This window comes from Serratia sp. LSHTC3 (assembly GCF_057197125.1).
Map to the genome: position 1 here is coordinate 1,216,096 of NZ_JBXUNP010000001.1, position 15,740 is coordinate 1,231,835.

The window sequence follows — 15,740 nt, forward strand, 5'->3', positions numbered from 1 at the left end:
CAGTTTATTCTTCGAAGCCGACGCGGAAATTCATTTTGCCCTCAGGCAGCGCGCGCGAGTTGCCTTCCGCATCGACCGCCACATAGGTGAACACCGCTTCGGTCGCCCGGTAGCGCTGGCCGATCGGGGCGGAAGAGACTTTTTTGACCCACACTTCGATATTGATGGTGATCGAGCTGCGTCCGGTGCGGATGCAGTGCGCATAGCAGCAAACCACGTCGCCTACCGCCACCGGTTTCAGGAAGGTCATGCCGTCTACGCGTACCGTCACTACGCGCCCTTCGGCGATCTCTTTTGCCTGGATGGCGCCGCCGATGTCCATTTGCGACATCAGCCAGCCGCCGAAGATATCACCGTTGGCATTGGTATCGGCCGGCATCGCCAGCGTGCGCAGCACCAGCTCGCCGCTGGGTAAAGGTCGTTGTTGTGTCATAGCAGTCTGCTTTTAAAAGGAGGGAATAACATCATACTGCCCGCGGCAAGCGCCGCAGGCATTAACAATTTTGTAACTATTTTTTCTGTTCTTCCGGCATGTGCCGGTAAATATAGATACCGCTGAGGAGGGTGAAGACCAATGTCAGCACCGTCAGGCCAAAGACTTTGAAATTGACCCAGACGCTTTGCGGCAGCCAGAAGGCGACATAGATATTCGCCAGGCCGCAGGCCAGGAAGAAGACCGCCCAGGCCAGGTTAAGGTTGCTCCACACTTTGTCCGGCAGCGTCAGCTCTTTACCCAGCATGCGCTGAACCAGCGGTTTTTTGAGCACCCATTGGCTGATCAGCAGCGCCAGCGCGAACAGCGCGTAAATCACCGTGACCTTCCATTTGATGAACAAATCGTTGTGGAACACCAGCGTCAGGGTGCCGAACACCAGCACCATCAGGAAGGTGATCAGCGTCATCTTCTCGACCTTGCGGTATTTCACCCAGGTGAACACCAGCGCCAGCGCGGTGGCGACAATCAACGCGCCGGAAGCGACGTAAATGTCGTACAGCTTGTAAAAAGCGAAAAAGACAATTAGCGGGAGGAAATCAAGAAACTGCTTCATAAATCAATCCATCATCTGTTCATCGGCCGACTATACCGGATTCGGCGAGCTCTGTGTACCGCCGGGCGCTGCCGATTATCGGCGTTTGGCCGGCGGATTTCTGCCGCGAAAGCAGGAATTTGCATAAACTTACGCAAGAAAGCGCGGGCGCATTGCCAGCGCGGGCCGCAGGCCGCATAGTAAGCGTCATAATAACCAGATAATTTACCGCGGAAAACAGCATGCAGTGGAAATCTCTCCAGGCCCTGACGCCTGGTTTGACGCATTTATTGGGCTATCAACGCAGCTGGCTCAAGCCGGATATTCGCGCCGGTCTTTCCGTCGCCGCCGTGGCGTTGCCGGTGGCTATCGCCTACGCAGAGTTGGCCGGGGTCAGCCCGGTGGTGGGGCTCTATTCCTGCGTCTTGCCGATGGTGGCCTATGCGCTGTTCGGCTCGTCACGGCAGCTGATCGTCGGGCCCGATGCCGCCACCTGTGCGGTGATCGCCGCGGTGGTGACGCCGCTGGCGGCGGGCAATATGGAACGCCATTGGCAATTGACCATCATGATGACCGCCATGATGGGCGGTTGGTGCCTGCTGGCCAGCCGGTTCAAGCTGGGGGCGCTGGCGGATCTGCTGTCGCGGCCGATCCTCAGCGGGCTGCTGAACGGGGTGGCGATCACCATTATCGTCGATCAGATCGGCAAGGTGTTGGGGTTTACGATGCGCCCGGCACAGTTGATCGAGCGCATCTACGCGCTGCCCGGTAACCTGCTGCACAGCGACTGGCTGACGATGGCGGTGTCGTTGCTGACGCTGGTGACGCTGCTTGGATTTAAAAAATGGCGGCCTAATTGGCCAGCGCCGCTGTTCGCTATCGTGCTGGCGGCGTTCGTGACCTGGGCGGGCGGCCTGCAGCAGCATGGCGTGGTGACGGTGGGCGGTTTCAGCGGCGTGCTGCCGATCGTCCAGTGGCCGGACTTCCAGCCCGGTTTACTGCGCGATATGGTGATCCCGGCGCTTAACCTGGCGGTCGTGAGCTTTGTCAGCATGATGCTCACCGCCCGCAGCTTCGCCGCCAAAAACGGTTATGAGGTGAACGCCGACGCTGAGTTTCGCGCGCTGGGACTGGTGAATATCGTCTCTGCGCTGTCGCAAGGTTTCGCCATCAGCGGCGCAGATTCTCGCACCGCGGTGAATGACGCCAACGGCGGCAAGAGCCAGTTGGTGTCGATCATCGCCGCCGCTGTCATCGCCTTTGTCTTGCTGTTCCTGATGGCGCCGCTGCAGTTTATTCCTGTGGCGGGATTGGGTGTGGTGCTGATGTATGCGGCCTGGTCGCTGCTGGACATCCGCGGTATCTGGATCTTGCGCCGTCGCAACGCGCAGGCGTTCCGCCTGGCGCTGTTTACCTTCCTCAGCGTGCTGCTGGTGGGCGTGATCAGCGGCATCGGGCTGGCGGTGTTGCTGGGGCTGATGCAGTTTCTGCGCACCGTCTTCCGGCCGACGGAACAACTGCTGGGCGTCAACGATGAAGGTATGATCCATTCCATGGGCAATAACAATGGGGTGAAGGCGGTACCTGGCGTCATGATGTATCGCTTCAATTCGCCGCTGACCTATTTCAACGTGGCGTATTTCAAACGCCGTATCCTCAATTTGGTCGACGGCACGCCGTTCCAGCCACGTTGGGTGGTGGTGGATGCGGTGGCCAGTTTTACCCATGCCGATATCAGCGTGCTGGCGGCCATCGATGAACTGAAACGCGATCTGTTACAGCGTAACGTAAGGCTGGTGCTGGCGGGGCGTCGCACCGAACTGACGCGTTGGTTCCGCATCAACCGCTTAGGGCGCGATAAAGAGTTGATTTTGGTGCCGGATCTGTACCTGGCGCTGAAGCTGATTCAGAGTAAGGAGCAGGCGGAAGCCGCCGTGGTGGGGTAAACAAAAAAGGGGCACGCCGAAGCGTGCCCCTTGGTTTTTGCTTACGCCGGCGTTAGCCGCGCAGCAGCATATACAGCCGGAACAGGTAGATCAGCAGCAGGGCGGAGACCAGGTTGCTCAACGCGGTCAGCACCACGCTGGCGACGTTCGGCGTCAGCACCGACAGATGGCTCACCAGGAACAGCACCAGCAGCTTAGCCGCCAGCCACAGCATCATCGCCGGCACAATCACGCGCGCATTGGCGAAGGCCAATTTGCTGCTCAGCTTGAGCGAAGCGAACACGCCTTTTTTATCGACGGAGGCGATCACCGGCGCCAGCGCGAAGGCGATAGCCATCAGCACGCCCGGCACCACAAACAGCGTCAGGCCGAGCTGGATCAGCAGGGTGCAGATAAACAGCAGCAGCAGCAGGCGCGGCAAGTCGGGCGCCGAGGCGCCGAGCGCGCGCAGGGCGCTGGTGCGTTGCCCTTGCGACACCAGACGGATCAGCGTCAGCATCCCGCCGACCAGCAGCACGTTGCCGACCAGCGCAGAGAAGGTGGCGGCCGCCGACACTTTCAGCAACACCATCTGCTGTTCCGGCGTCATCTGCTGGATCACTTCCTGAATGCCCATGCCGGTAGACGAGGCGAAATCGCTGGTGGTGGCAGCGAGCGTCGCCAACTGTTCGGCATCAGGGCTGAAGGCCTGATTCAGCAGCACGGAGATAAACGCCGTCAACAGCGCCAGCATCAGGATGCTGGCCAGTTGGTTGCGTAAAAAGTTAAAACTGTCACGGTACAAAGCGTTGGCCGTGATAGGCATGCAGACTCCTTGGCGTCGGGAAAACAGAGATAAATCAGTGGGTGATTGTACCCTGTTCCACGCCGCTGTGGCACCCCGCGAATTGCACTACGCCTATTTCTTCAACGATCGTCGTCTCAGGCAGCGAAAGCGGCAAGGGCACCGGCAACGGCGGCAGGCCGTAGCGTTCCCGGGCGCGATCGCAGGCTTCGTTGCGCAGGCCGTTTTCACCGGACTGATCGAACTCCCTGCACGGGCTGGGCCGATTAAGGTAGATCGAGCAGGAAACGGCTTTACCTATTTCACCTTCCAGCGCGCTGCAGCGGGGGGACTTGCTGTTGGTCCCCTGCATGCAGCGCAGGAACGGGGTCAAAGGCTCTGTTAAGGAAAGGGGAACGGTGCCGCCGCCGTCTTCGGCTTCGGCCCAATAGAATGACACTCGAAAATAACCGCAGCATGCGCCGCAGCTGACACAGGGATTAAGGATTTCGCTCATCTTGATTGCCCACCGACTCCTCACGGCACCAACCAAAACCAACACGGAAAATGAAATTACCTCAGCCGCATTTTTCTCCGCAACAGAAATTTGAACATGTAGATAATTTGCAACAAAATCGATTTTTTGATGCAGATCAATCCTTGATTTATTAGACGGTTAGGTAACCTTGTTTTTAGTGGGATTTTAAATTTTTACACATAAGATGTGATCTCGATGGGATCACAAATACCCGAAAGTAGGTATATTCCCCCCTCGAGTGATTAACCACACAAATGGAATGGATAATGAAAAAGACAACTCTGATGGTATTGGCGACGATGATGGCGCCTATGTTGGCAAGTGCGCATCAGGCCGGTGATTTCCTGTTCCGCGCGGGCACCGCGACGGTGCGTCCAAATGCAGGTTCGGACAACGTGCTGGGGTTGGGTTCGCTGGATGCGAAAAACAACACCCAGCTCGGTCTGACCTTCGGTTACATGGTGACGGACAACATCGGCGTTGAGTTGTTGGCCGCGACGCCATTCCGCCACAAGGTTACGCTGGGCGGCACTGATTTGGCGACCGTTCACCAACTGCCGCCTACGCTGATGGCGCAATACTATTTCGGCGACAAGCAGGATAAGCTGCGTCCTTACCTGGGCGTCGGCGTTAACTACACCACTTTCTTTGACGAGAAATTCAACGACTACGGCAAAAGCGCCGGGTTGAGCAACCTCGATCTGAAAGATTCCTGGGGCGTGGCGGCGCAGGCTGGCCTGGATTACAACCTGGATGAGCACTGGATGCTGAACATGTCGGTGTGGTGGATGAACATCGAAACCAAAACTCGCTTCAACGATGCGAACGGTGGGCACCACAGCTTCGATACGCGTCTGGATCCGTGGGTGTTCATGTTCGGGGCGGGTTACCGCTTCTGATGAAGGCCACAAACAGGGAGGCGTTGCGCCTCCCTGTGTCGGTATTATTTAAGTTGCATCACGTTTTCAACAGATTTCACGCCGGCAACGCCGCGAGTGACCTGCACCGCACGATTGGCGTCATCGCTGGACGTCACGAAACCGCTCAGCTGAACGCGCCCTTTAAAGGTTTCCACGCTGATCTCACGTGACTTGATGTTTTTATCCGCCAGCAGTGCCGATTTCACTTTGGTGGTGATCACCGTGTCATCGATATAACCGCCCGTTCCCTCAGATTTCGCCGTCGGCGCGCAAGCGCTCACCGCGACCGCCACAACGGCGGCCATGCACAAGGCCGAAAGGGTTTTAAAAAGCTTCATAAATTACTCTCCATGCAATGTTATGGTTGAAACTCGTACGGTTTTTCGCCGCAGCGAGCGCATTCCCCAAATCAAACGAAGAAATGCATAGCGAACAAAGTTCATTGTGAGACAAGACCTGCGTTTGTTCAAATTTTTGCTGTAAATAAATGGAACAAACTTTGAGGGGAAACAAGCTGTTAAAGCGAGCGCCGGCGGGGCGCTCGCTGGAGAGGATCACGCCCGGGTGGCGCGCTTCATATTGCTGACGAAGGCCGCCAGCCTGGTCAGCATCTCCGCCGGGTTGGCATGGTGCTGTTCGATGATTTTGACGATGGCCGAGCCGGAGATCGCGCCGGCGGCCCCGGCCTGCAGCGCGGCCTTCACCTGCTCGGGCTCGGAGATGCCGAAGCCCTGCAGCGGCGGCGCGGCGTGATACTCGCGCAGCTTGTTCACCAGGTGATGCAGCGGCAGCTGCGCCCGGCTTTCGGTGCCGGTGACGCCGGCGCGCGACAGCAGGTAGGTATAGCCGCGGCCGTGCGAAGCGATTTCGCGCAGCAGATCGTCATCGGCGTTCGGCGGGCAGATGAAGATTGGTGCGATACCGTGACGAGCGGCGGCGGCGCGGAACGGCGCAGACTCTTCAAACGGCACGTCGGCGACCAGCACCGAATCCACGCCCACTTCGGCGCAGCGTTGGTAAAACCCATCGATGCCTTTATGGAACACCAGATTAGCGTACATCAGCAGGCCGATGGGAATGTTCGGGTGCTTCTTGCGGATGGCCGCCAGCATCTCGAAGCATTGAGTCGGCGTGACGCCGGCGGCGAAAGCGCGCAGCGTCGCGCTCTGGATGGTTGGGCCATCCGCCAGCGGATCGGAGAAGGGGATGCCCAGCTCCAGCGCGTCCGCGCCGGCTTCGATCAGGGTGTCGATAATCTGCAGCGACAGCGTCGGATTAGGATCGCCCAGCGTCACGAACGGGACGAAGGCGCCTTCCTTGTTGCTTTCCAGGCGTTTGAACAGTTGCTGATAACGTTCCATCAGATTTCTCCCCGTGCTTTCAAAATGTCGTGAACGGTAAATATGTCTTTGTCGCCGCGGCCGGACAGGTTGACCACCAGGATCTGTTCTTTCTGCGGCGTTTCACGGATCATTTTCAGCGCGTGCGCCAGGGCGTGTGAGGATTCCAGCGCCGGGATGATGCCTTCATGGCGCGACAGCGCCTTGAACGCTTCCAGCGCTTCGTCGTCGGTGATCGACACGTATTCGGCGCGGCCGATACTGTTCAGGAAGGCGTGCTGCGGCCCGACGGACGGGAAGTCCAACCCGGCGGAGATTGAATAGGATTCTTCAATCTGGCCTTCGGCGGTCTGCATCATCGGCGCTTTCATGCCGAAGTAGATGCCGACGTGGCCATGCTTGAGCGGCGCGCCGTGCTGACCGGTTTCGATGCCCAGACCGGCGGGTTCCACGCCGATCAGACCCACTTCGGCGTCATCGATAAAATCGGCGAACATGCCGATGGCGTTGGAGCCGCCGCCGACGCAGGCGATGACGGCATCCGGCAGGCGGCCTTCGCGCTCCAGCACCTGCGCTTTGGTTTCTTCGCCGATCATGCGCTGGAATTCACGCACGATGGTGGGGTACGGGTGCGGGCCGGCGGCGGTGCCGAGCATATAGTGGGCGGTTTCATAGCTGCCGGACCAGTCGCGCAGCGCTTCGTTGCAGGCGTCTTTCAGCGTAGCGGAGCCGCTGTGCACCGGGATCACTTCCGCGCCCATCAGCCGCATGCGGAAGACGTTCGGCGACTGGCGCTCAACGTCTTTGGCGCCCATATAGATGCGGCATTTCAGGCCGAGCAGCGCGCAGGCCAGCGCCGACGCGACGCCGTGTTGGCCAGCGCCGGTTTCCGCGATGATCTCGGTTTTGCCCATGCGCTTGGCCAGCAAGGCCTGACCCAGCACCTGGTTGGTCTTGTGTGCGCCGCCGTGCAGCAGGTCTTCACGCTTCAGATAAAGCTTGGTGTTGCTGCCGGCGGTGAGGTTTTTGCACAGCGTCAGCGCCGTCGGGCGGCCCGCGTAGTTCTTCAACAGATCGATAAATTCCGCCTGAAACGCCGGATCGCGCTGGGCGCTGACAAAGGCTTCTTCCAGTTGTTTCAGGGCCGGCATCAGAATTTGCGGCACGTATTGGCCACCAAATTCGCCGAAGTAGGGGTTAAGCAGCGTCATGAGAGTTCCCGTTATTATCCGTTATTAATATAGAGCCGTATTCAGTAGGCGCGCAGGGTCTGGAAGACCGAGGCCAGGCGCGCGGGATCTTTGATGCCCGGTTCGCTTTCCACGCCGGAGTTGAAGTCCAGCCCGGCGCAGCCGAGCTTGGCCGCTTCGACGCAGTTGTCGGCGCGCAGGCCGCCCGCCAGCATCACGTTGGTCAGATCTTCGCCTTGCAATACCGACCAGTCGAAGCGTTGGCCGGTGCCGCCGGCGCCGTTGTCGAGCAGGTAGCGATCGACATGCTGCAGATCGCGCGCCGGCACCCGATCTTTCACGCTCAGCACTTTCCAGATGCGGCAATCGGCCGGCAAACGGGCGCGCAGGGCGCTGATATAGGCCTGGTCCTCCGCGCCGTGCAGTTGCACCGCATGCAGCCCGAGGCGCTCAACGGTCAACGCCACGGTATCGAGCTGGGCGTCGCAGAACACGCCGACATACTTCAGCGGCGCGCCGGAGATCACTTCGCGGGCGCGGGTGATGTCCACATAGCGCGGCGAACGGCCGACGAAGATTAGCCCGCCGTAGATGGCGCCGGTCTGATAGGCGGCGGCGGCGTCCTGCGGACGGGTCAGGCCGCACACTTTGTTGTCGCCGAGGATCACGCGGCGCACGGCGGCGCGCAGATCGGGTTCCGACATCAGCGCGCTGCCGATCAGGAAGCCGTTGGCGTAATGGCTCAGTTCGCGGATCTGCCCATAGCTGTTGATGCCTGACTCGCTGATCACCGTCACGCCATGCGGCACGCGCGGCGCCAGCTGGCGGGTGCGGTTCAGATCGATGCTCAGATCGCGCAGATCGCGGTTGTTGATGCCGACCACGCGCGCTTCCAGCGCGATCGCGCGCTGCAGTTCTTCTTCACTGATCACTTCGGTCAGCACGCCCATATTCAGGCTGTGGGCTACCGCCGCCAGTTGGCGATACTGGTCGTCGGTCAACACCGACAGCATCAGCAGGATGGCATCGGCCTGATAGTAGCGCGCCAGGTAAATCTGATATGGATCGATGATAAAGTCTTTGCACAACACCGGTTGGCTGACGGCTTTACTGACCAGCGGCAGGAAATCGAAGCTGCCCTGGAAGTATTTCTCGTCGGTCAGCACCGAGATCGCCGAGGCGAAATCTTTATACACCGTGGCGATCTCTACCGGATCAAAGTTCTCGCGAATCAGCCCTTTGGAAGGCGAGGCCTTCTTGCATTCGAGAATGAAAGCCGTCCGGGTGCCCTGCAGCGCGTGATAGAAACTGCGTTCACTCGGCACGATGTCGTTCTGAAAGCCGGCCAGGGGCTGTTGCTGTTGTCGCGCCGCGATCCATTGCGCTTTGTCGCGGACAATCTTGTGTAGCACGGTTTCCTGCATCATTTATCCTCTTGCCGCCAGTGCGATGACACGCTCATAGGCCTGCCCGCTGTTGATCATATCCAGTGCCTGCCGCGCATTTTGGCGCAGGTCTTCATGTCCGAATAACTTCAGAAGCAACGCGACGTTGGCCGCGACCGCCGCGGCGTGCGCCGGCTCGCCTTTACCTTGTAACAGCCGCGCCAAAATGTCACGGTTTTCTTCCGGCGTACCGCCCAGCAAGGCTTCCAGCGGATAGGTTTCCAATCCGAAGGACTGCGGCGTGAGCTGGTAGCTGCTGATTTCGCCGTTGTTCAATTCCGCCACGTGCGTCGGGGCGTGGATCGCCACCTCGTCCATGCCGCCGCCGTGAACCACCGCCGCACGCTGATAACCCAGCACGCGCAGGGTTTCGGCAATCGGCAGCACCAGTTCCGGGCTGTAAACGCCGATCAGCGCCAGCGGCGGGCGCGCCGGGTTGATCAGCGGGCCCAGCACGTTGAACAGTGTGCGGGTCTTCAGCTGCTGGCGCACCGGCATGGCGTGACGAAAACCGGTGTGGTACTGCGGCGCGAACAGGAAGCACACGCCAAGATCGTCCAACGCCTTGCGCGCCTCTTCCGCCGGCAGATCCAGACGGATACCGAACGCCGCCAGCAGATCCGAAGAGCCGGAACGGCTAGAGACGCTGCGGTTGCCGTGTTTGGCGATCTTCGCGCCGCACGCCGCCGCCACGAAGGCGCTGGCGGTGGAAATATTGATGCTGTTGGTGCCGTCGCCGCCGGTGCCGACGATATCGGCGAACAGATAGTCAGGGCGCGGGAACGGCTGAGCGTCGTCCAGCAGCGCTTTGGCGGCGCCGGCGATCTCTTCCGGGCGCTCGCCGCGGACTTTCATGCTGATCAACGCCGCCGCCAGTTGGCTCGGCTCCAGCTCGCCGCGCACGATGGCGCTGAACAGCTGTTGGCTTTCCTGCTGGCTCATCGACTCGGCGCGGTACAGTTTCTCAAGAATAGGTTGCATCGTCGTGTTCCTTATATTACTTCGCCAGCGCCCAGGCCAGGGTCTGCTCAAGCAGGCGCGCGCCGTGGGTGGTCAGAATCGATTCCGGGTGGAACTGGAAGCCGCACACGCGGCGGCGGTCGTCGCGCACCGCCATCACCATTTCGCCGAAACGGGCGTTGACGGTGAGATCGGCCGGGATATTGCTGCCGACCAGCGAGTGGTAGCGCGCCACTGGCAGCGGATTGGCCATGCCGGCGAACATGCCTTCGCCATCGTGAGCGATCGCCGAGGCTTTGCCGTGCAGGATCTCGCCCGCCTGGCCGACCTGGCCGCCATAGGCTTCGACGATCGCCTGGTGGCCGAGGCAGATGCCGATGATCGGCAGTTGGCCGCGCAGACGCTGCAGCAGTTCCGGCATACAGCCCGCTTCGGAAGGGGCGCCAGGGCCGGGCGACAGCATCAGCACCGGCTGTTCCATCTGTTGCAGACGCTCGATGATCACCTCGGCGGCGATCTGATTACGGTAAATCACCACCTGGTGGCCGCTGGCGCGCAGCTGATCGACCAGGTTGTAGGTAAAGGAGTCGACGTTGTCGAGCAGCAGGATATCGGCCATCAGAACACCTCCTTGGCATGGTGCGCAGTGGCGATGGCGCGCAGCACGGCACGGGCTTTATTACGGGTTTCGTCGGCTTCCGCCTGCGGGACGGAATCCAGCACCACGCCGGCACCGGCTTGCACGGTGGCGATGCCATCTTCAACGTAGGCGGAGCGAATGACGATGCAGGTATCCAGATCGCCGGTGGCGGTGAAGTAGCCCACTGCGCCGCCGTAGCTGCCGCGGCGCGTGCCTTCGGAGGCGGCGATCAGCTGCATCGCCCGCACTTTCGGCGCGCCGCTGAGGGTGCCCATGTTCATGCAGGCCTGGTAGGCGTGCAGCACGTCGAGATCGGCGCGCAGGGTGCCCACCACGCGGGAAACCAGGTGCATGACGAATGAATAGCGATCCACTTTGGTCAGGTCGGCCACGTAGCGGCTGCCGGCCTGGCAGATGCGCGCCAGATCGTTGCGCGCCAGATCGACCAGCATCAAGTGCTCGGCCAGCTCTTTGTGGTCGGTGCGCATTTCCAGCTCGATGCGGCTGTCGAGATCCAAATCCAGCGACCCATCGGCGCGGCGGCCGCGTGGGCGAGTGCCGGCGATCGGGTAGATTTCGATTTGGCGATTGCCCGCGTCGTATTTCAGCGCGCTCTCCGGCGAAGCGCCGAACAGGGTGAAGTCATCATCCTGCATGAAGAACATGTACGGGCTGGGGTTGTTGTCTTTCAACGTTTGGTAGGCCGCCAGCGGCGCCGGGCACGGCAGGGTGAAGCGGCGCGACGGCACCACCTGGAAAATCTCGCCCTGGCGGATCGCTTCCTGCAGCTCGCTGACCACCGCGCCGTACTCTTCGTCGCTCTGGTTACAGCTCAGCTGCATGTTTTCCAGCGTTTGGTGCGGGATTGGCTGCGGGGGTTGTTGCAACTCAGCCTGCAGCTGTTCCAGGCGGTGCTGCAAACGCTGCGCTTCACTCGCCTGCTCACTGAAAACGCTGGCCTGCAGACGGGCCGAGCCGCGTTGATGATCCAGCACCAGCAGGGTTTCCGCCAGATAGAAGCAGAAGTCCGGGCAGCGTTGATCCTGGCGCAGCGCCGGCAGGTTTTCAAAACCGGCGACCAAATCATAGGCGAACAGGCCGCCCAGCATCACGGCTTCGCGCTCGTCCGCCGGGGAGTCCACCAGCGTCAGCAGTGTGCGCAGTGCGTCGAACACCGACAGGGAGCGCAGGCGCGCGTCTTCGTCCTGCACCTCGTCGATCGCCGGGAAGGTCAGCTCGCGGCCGTTAGGGCGTGCCTGATTGCGCACCTCGGGCGGCAGCGCTTCGTCCAGCAGCGGCAGCAGCGCCGCGCCGTTGGCGGTGAGCGCCTGCACGCTGACGGTGTGGCCCAGTGCGGTAATGCGCAGCGCGCTGTCGATCACCAGCAGGCTCTGCAGATTCTGTTTGCTGTTGATTTCCGCCGACTCCAGCAGCAGGGTGGCCGGCCGCGCGCCGCACAGCTGGTGGAAAAGGGTGGTGGGGTCGCCCCGGTAGCTGGCTTGCGCCTTCAGCAGTGTCAGTTGTGGTTTGGTGTTCATCATCGGTGGTTCCAGTGAATTCTGTCCATAAAAAAGCCCGCATCAGGTGCGGGCTCAGGAAATCTGCATTGTCAGATGACAGCTATGCGTGATTACACCGCCCGCAAGAGGGAGGTACGCCACCAACCGTGAAGAGAAATGTTTGTGTTCATTTGCAGACTCTCTTTGTTAACTCTCATCCGACACGGCCGTTGCCGTGAACTTGTGTACTAGTTAACTGGTTCGAGAAGGCAAAGTCAACCCTCTTTTTGCACAATGTTTTAGCGGTCAGCGTGAATTCTATTCATCGTCTGCCTGGCGCAGAATAGATTTCCGTCCGGCCGCCGATCGCGGGTATGATAGAAAGCCAAGCCATTGCCGGATAGCCGTTTTGACAGACAGTAACCCCCCATCCACCGCTTTTACTCTGTACGATCTCCACAGCCACACGACCGCCTCTGATGGCTACCTGACGCCAACGCAGCTGGTGCTGCGGGCGGTAGAGATGCGCGTGGGTGTGCTGGCGATCACCGATCACGACACCACCGCAGGCTTGGCTGAGGCCGCCGCCGCTATTGCGGAGCAGGCGTTGCCGCTGCGGCTGGTCAACGGGGTGGAAATCTCGACGCTGTGGGAAAACCATGAAATTCATATCGTTGGGTTGGGCATGGACGTCGCGCACCCGGCGCTGGTGGCGCTATTGGCGGAACAAACCGAACGTCGCAACCGGCGGGCGCAGGAGATCGGCGCGCGTCTGGGTAAAGCGCGCATTCCCGACGCCTATGCCGGCGCCCAGCGGTTGGCGGGGGCCGGTGCGGTGACCCGCGGCCATTTCGCCCGTTACCTGGTGGAGATTGGCGTGGCGGACAACATGGCGCAGGTGTTCAAGAAATATCTGGCCAAAGGCAAAACCGGCTACGTGCCGCCGCAGTGGTGTACAATAGAACAAGCCATTGATGCGATTCATCAATCGGGCGGCCAGGCGGTGATAGCGCATCCCGGCCGTTACGATCTGACCGCGAAGTGGTTGAAACGTTTGCTGGCGCATTTCGCCGAACACGGCGGCGACGCCATGGAAGTGGCGCAGTGTCAGCAGGCGCCGCATGAGCGCTCGCAGTTGGCGAAATACGCCCAGGACTACCGCCTGTTGGCCTCGCAAGGATCTGATTTTCATCAGCCTTGTTCGTGGATCGAACTGGGCCGCAAACTGTGGCTGCCGGGCGGGGTCGAGCCGGTGTGGCGCGATTGGCCGCAGCCTGGCGAGGCGGTCTGATTTTTCGCGCGTGGCAACGCGCGCGGGCATCATTTTAGGAGCAAGTCATGAGTCAGCTTTTTTATATTCACCCGGACAACCCACAGCCGCGTTTGATTAACCAGGCGGTTGAGGTGCTGCGCAAGGGCGGGGTGATCGTTTATCCCACCGATTCCGGCTACGCGCTGGGCTGTATGCTGGAAGAAAAGGCGGCGATGGAACGCATTTGCCGCATCCGTCAGTTGGACGGCAACCACAATTTCACCCTGATGTGCCGCGATCTGTCCGAGTTGTCGACTTATGCGCACGTCGATAATACGGCGTTCCGCCTGATTAAAAACAATACGCCGGGCAACTACACCTTCATTCTGAAAGCGACCAAAGAAGTGCCGCGCCGCCTGATGAATGAAAAGCGCAAAACCATCGGCCTGCGTGTGCCGTCGAACCCGATCGCATTGGCGCTGCTGGAGGCGCTGAACGAACCGATGATGTCCACCACCCTGATGCTGCCGGGCAATGATTTTGCCGAGTCCGATCCGGAAGAGATCAACGATCATTTGGGCAAGGTGGTCGATCTGGTGATCCACGGCGGCTTCCTTGGCCAACAGCCGACCACGGTGATCGATCTGACCGAATCCTCGCCGGAAGTGGTGCGTGAGGGGGCGGGCGACGCGGCGCCTTTCCGTTGATGTCAATTGTTGCCACCTTGCCCATTGTCTGAAAATCGGCTGAAGCGACGCTATTTCGCGTGAAAGCCGCTATTCTTGAAGACTTCAGAATTGATAATGGGCAGGATGCGCAGCAATGATTAAACAGGTTTCTTTTTTAGCGGCCTTATTATTTTCCTCAATGGCAAATGCGGGGTTTTATTCGGGCAGTGGTCTGCTGGCGGAATCCAGCGGTTACGTAAAAAATAAAAGCGGTGAAGCCACCGTGGCCGAAGCGCTGAATGGCGGCATGTTCATGGGATACGTCGCCGGCGTATTCGATACTTATTCCATGCAGGGCAATCGCAATATCTGCCCGGAAGCCGGGATGAGCATCGGCGTAGCCGCCGACGCGGTGATGCAGTATTTGAACGAGCATCCTGAGCAACTGCATTATTCCGCACCGTCGGTGATCATGCTGGCGTTAAGTGCCGCCTATCCTTGCGTGCGCCATTAAGTTCCCATTCCAATTAGTGCGCATTTTTTCATAAGGTGCGCCCAGGGGGCTTTCCGCACGAACTTCAATAGATCAATACCTGCTGCGCTGTCACCTTATCCCCGTCGGTATTCCCCGAACGGGTCGGGGAGAGACGCGCAGGAGGTAATATGACCGCATTTCACAGTGCCAACATGATACTCGACTATCAGGATGTCGGCTCAGGGCCGCTCACGTTGGTGTTGCTGCCCGGCTGGTGCGAACCGAAAACCGTGTTTGAGCCGTTCATCGCTCTGGCGGCCGAACGCTATCGGGTGATCAGCATCGACTGGCGTGGCCATGGCCTGTCGTCAAAAGCCACGGAGATGTCGCTGACGGCGGACGACTTGCTGGAGGATGTGCGCCAACTGCTGACGGCGCTGCGTTTGGATAACGCGGTCACTCTGTCGGTGGCGCACGCCAGCTGGCTGGCGGTAGCGTTGGCCGAAGCGTTGCCGCAACGGGTACGGGGCATGGTGTTTCTCGACTGGATCATGACGCAGCCGGAGCCGGCGTTCTTTACGGCGGTGAGCCGCATGCAGCAGCCGCAGCAGTGGCTGGCGGCACGCGACGCCTTGTTCGACTTTTGGCAGGGCGGCATCCGCCACGATCGGGTCAAACGCCATCTGGAGGTCGAGATGGCGCAGGAGGATTACCGGCTTTGGCGTGCCGCCGGGGTGGCCATCGAACAGGCCTACCGGCAATTCGGCTCGCCGCTGCAACGCCTGGCGGGCATGAGCGCGCCGCCGCTGTGCCGGCACATCTACTCGTTGGATCGCCGCGACGACTATTTGCGGCAACAGCAGACATTTGCCGCCGAGCAGCCGTTTTTCTCCGTGGTGCGTCTAGGGGAGGCCCGCACTCACCTCGGTATTCTGGAACGGCCTGACGCGGTGCTATGGGCGGTGGAGGATTTTTTGGCGCCGTGAACGCCGCCTGTGGGGGCCACCGCCGATAAAGTGGGTTTCAACACCTTAGAAAGCCTGTATAATACGCGGTTCGATCCTGATAAACGTATT

The 15,740-nt window shown here is 60.2% G+C and carries 15 protein-coding genes, 1 pseudogene and 1 other annotated feature; of the genes and pseudogenes, 6 read left to right on the top strand and 10 right to left on the bottom strand.

What is annotated here, in order from left to right:
- Window positions 1–4: 4 nt before the first annotated feature.
- Both yciA and AC2CGI_RS05855 read right to left on the bottom strand, forming a co-directional pair.
- The gene (yciA, locus tag AC2CGI_RS05850; RefSeq protein ID WP_004932085.1) at window positions 5–433 is read right to left on the bottom strand and encodes an acyl-CoA thioester hydrolase YciA; all 429 of its coding nucleotides are present in this window, start codon (window positions 431–433) and stop codon (window positions 5–7) included.
- Window positions 434–509: 76 nt separating this feature from the next.
- A complete protein-coding gene (locus AC2CGI_RS05855) occupies window positions 510–1,049 on the bottom strand; it encodes a septation protein A (protein WP_004932082.1) in 540 nt (179 codons plus the stop codon).
- Between the two features lie 221 nt (window positions 1,050–1,270).
- Here AC2CGI_RS05855 and AC2CGI_RS05860 point away from each other — a divergent pair, with 221 nt between their 5' ends.
- On the top strand, window positions 1,271–2,974 hold the full coding sequence (locus AC2CGI_RS05860) for a SulP family inorganic anion transporter (protein ID WP_004932080.1): 1,704 nt from the start codon (window positions 1,271–1,273) through the stop codon (window positions 2,972–2,974).
- A gap of 52 nt (window positions 2,975–3,026) precedes the next feature.
- Here the strand turns inward: AC2CGI_RS05860 and AC2CGI_RS05865 are convergent, their stop codons facing one another.
- Window positions 3,027–3,779 carry a YciC family protein gene (locus AC2CGI_RS05865; protein ID WP_004932079.1) on the bottom strand — a complete coding sequence of 251 codons (753 nt, stop codon included), beginning with the start codon at window positions 3,777–3,779 and terminating at the stop codon, window positions 3,027–3,029.
- A gap of 34 nt (window positions 3,780–3,813) precedes the next feature.
- On the bottom strand, window positions 3,814–4,254 hold the full coding sequence (locus AC2CGI_RS05870) for a YkgJ family cysteine cluster protein (protein WP_049242966.1): 441 nt from the start codon (window positions 4,252–4,254) through the stop codon (window positions 3,814–3,816).
- A gap of 287 nt (window positions 4,255–4,541) precedes the next feature.
- On the opposite strand from AC2CGI_RS05870, the gene ompW reads away from it, so the two are divergent.
- A complete protein-coding gene (gene ompW, locus AC2CGI_RS05875) occupies window positions 4,542–5,174 on the top strand; it encodes an outer membrane protein OmpW (protein ID WP_004932076.1) in 633 nt (210 codons plus the stop codon).
- A 44-nt stretch (window positions 5,175–5,218) separates the two neighbouring features.
- Here ompW and AC2CGI_RS05880 read toward each other — a convergent pair whose 3' ends face one another.
- The 6 genes and pseudogenes from AC2CGI_RS05880 to AC2CGI_RS05905 form a co-directional block, all read right to left on the bottom strand.
- On the bottom strand, window positions 5,219–5,533 hold the full coding sequence (locus tag AC2CGI_RS05880) for a BON domain-containing protein (RefSeq protein WP_004932073.1): 315 nt from the start codon (window positions 5,531–5,533) through the stop codon (window positions 5,219–5,221).
- Between the two features lie 216 nt (window positions 5,534–5,749).
- Window positions 5,750–6,556, bottom strand: a complete 807-nt coding sequence (gene trpA / locus AC2CGI_RS05885; protein ID WP_076740777.1) for a tryptophan synthase subunit alpha — start codon at window positions 6,554–6,556, stop codon at window positions 5,750–5,752.
- Window positions 6,556–7,746, bottom strand: coding sequence for a tryptophan synthase subunit beta (gene trpB, locus AC2CGI_RS05890; RefSeq protein ID WP_015378068.1), 1,191 nt, complete (start codon window positions 7,744–7,746; stop codon window positions 6,556–6,558). Before trpB ends, trpA begins: the two co-directional genes overlap by 1 nt.
- Window positions 7,747–7,787: 41 nt before the next feature.
- Window positions 7,788–9,149 carry a bifunctional indole-3-glycerol-phosphate synthase TrpC/phosphoribosylanthranilate isomerase TrpF gene (gene trpCF, locus AC2CGI_RS05895; protein WP_175628160.1) on the bottom strand — a complete coding sequence of 454 codons (1,362 nt, stop codon included), beginning with the start codon at window positions 9,147–9,149 and terminating at the stop codon, window positions 7,788–7,790.
- 3 nt (window positions 9,150–9,152) lie between these two features.
- Window positions 9,153–10,749, bottom strand: a pseudogene (gene trpD, locus AC2CGI_RS05900) (bifunctional anthranilate synthase glutamate amidotransferase component TrpG/anthranilate phosphoribosyltransferase TrpD).
- Window positions 10,749–12,311: an anthranilate synthase component 1 gene (locus tag AC2CGI_RS05905; protein ID WP_015378065.1), complete on the bottom strand. Its 1,563-nt coding sequence runs from the start codon at window positions 12,309–12,311 to the stop codon at window positions 10,749–10,751. The pseudogene trpD and the gene AC2CGI_RS05905 overlap by 1 nt, the downstream one beginning before the upstream one ends.
- 24 nt (window positions 12,312–12,335) lie before the next feature.
- Window positions 12,336–12,439: a sequence feature (Trp leader region), on the bottom strand.
- A 239-nt stretch (window positions 12,440–12,678) separates the two neighbouring features.
- On the opposite strand from AC2CGI_RS05905, the gene rnm reads away from it, so the two are divergent.
- The 4 genes from rnm (at window position 12,679) to AC2CGI_RS05925 (ending at window position 15,650) form a co-directional block, all read left to right on the top strand.
- Window positions 12,679–13,560 (top strand): RNase RNM, encoded by an 882-nt coding sequence (gene rnm / locus AC2CGI_RS05910; RefSeq protein WP_015378064.1) that lies wholly within the window; start codon window positions 12,679–12,681, stop codon window positions 13,558–13,560.
- 47 nt (window positions 13,561–13,607) lie between these two features.
- Window positions 13,608–14,228: an L-threonylcarbamoyladenylate synthase gene (locus AC2CGI_RS05915; protein ID WP_004932058.1), complete on the top strand. Its 621-nt coding sequence runs from the start codon at window positions 13,608–13,610 to the stop codon at window positions 14,226–14,228.
- Between the two features lie 115 nt (window positions 14,229–14,343).
- The gene (locus tag AC2CGI_RS05920; protein WP_004932057.1) at window positions 14,344–14,703 is read left to right on the top strand and encodes a Rap1a/Tai family immunity protein; all 360 of its coding nucleotides are present in this window, start codon (window positions 14,344–14,346) and stop codon (window positions 14,701–14,703) included.
- 149 nt (window positions 14,704–14,852) lie between these two features.
- Entirely contained in the window at window positions 14,853–15,650 is a 798-nt protein-coding gene (locus tag AC2CGI_RS05925; RefSeq protein ID WP_076740779.1) for an alpha/beta fold hydrolase, read from the top strand.
- Window positions 15,651–15,740: the final 90 nt, after the last annotated feature.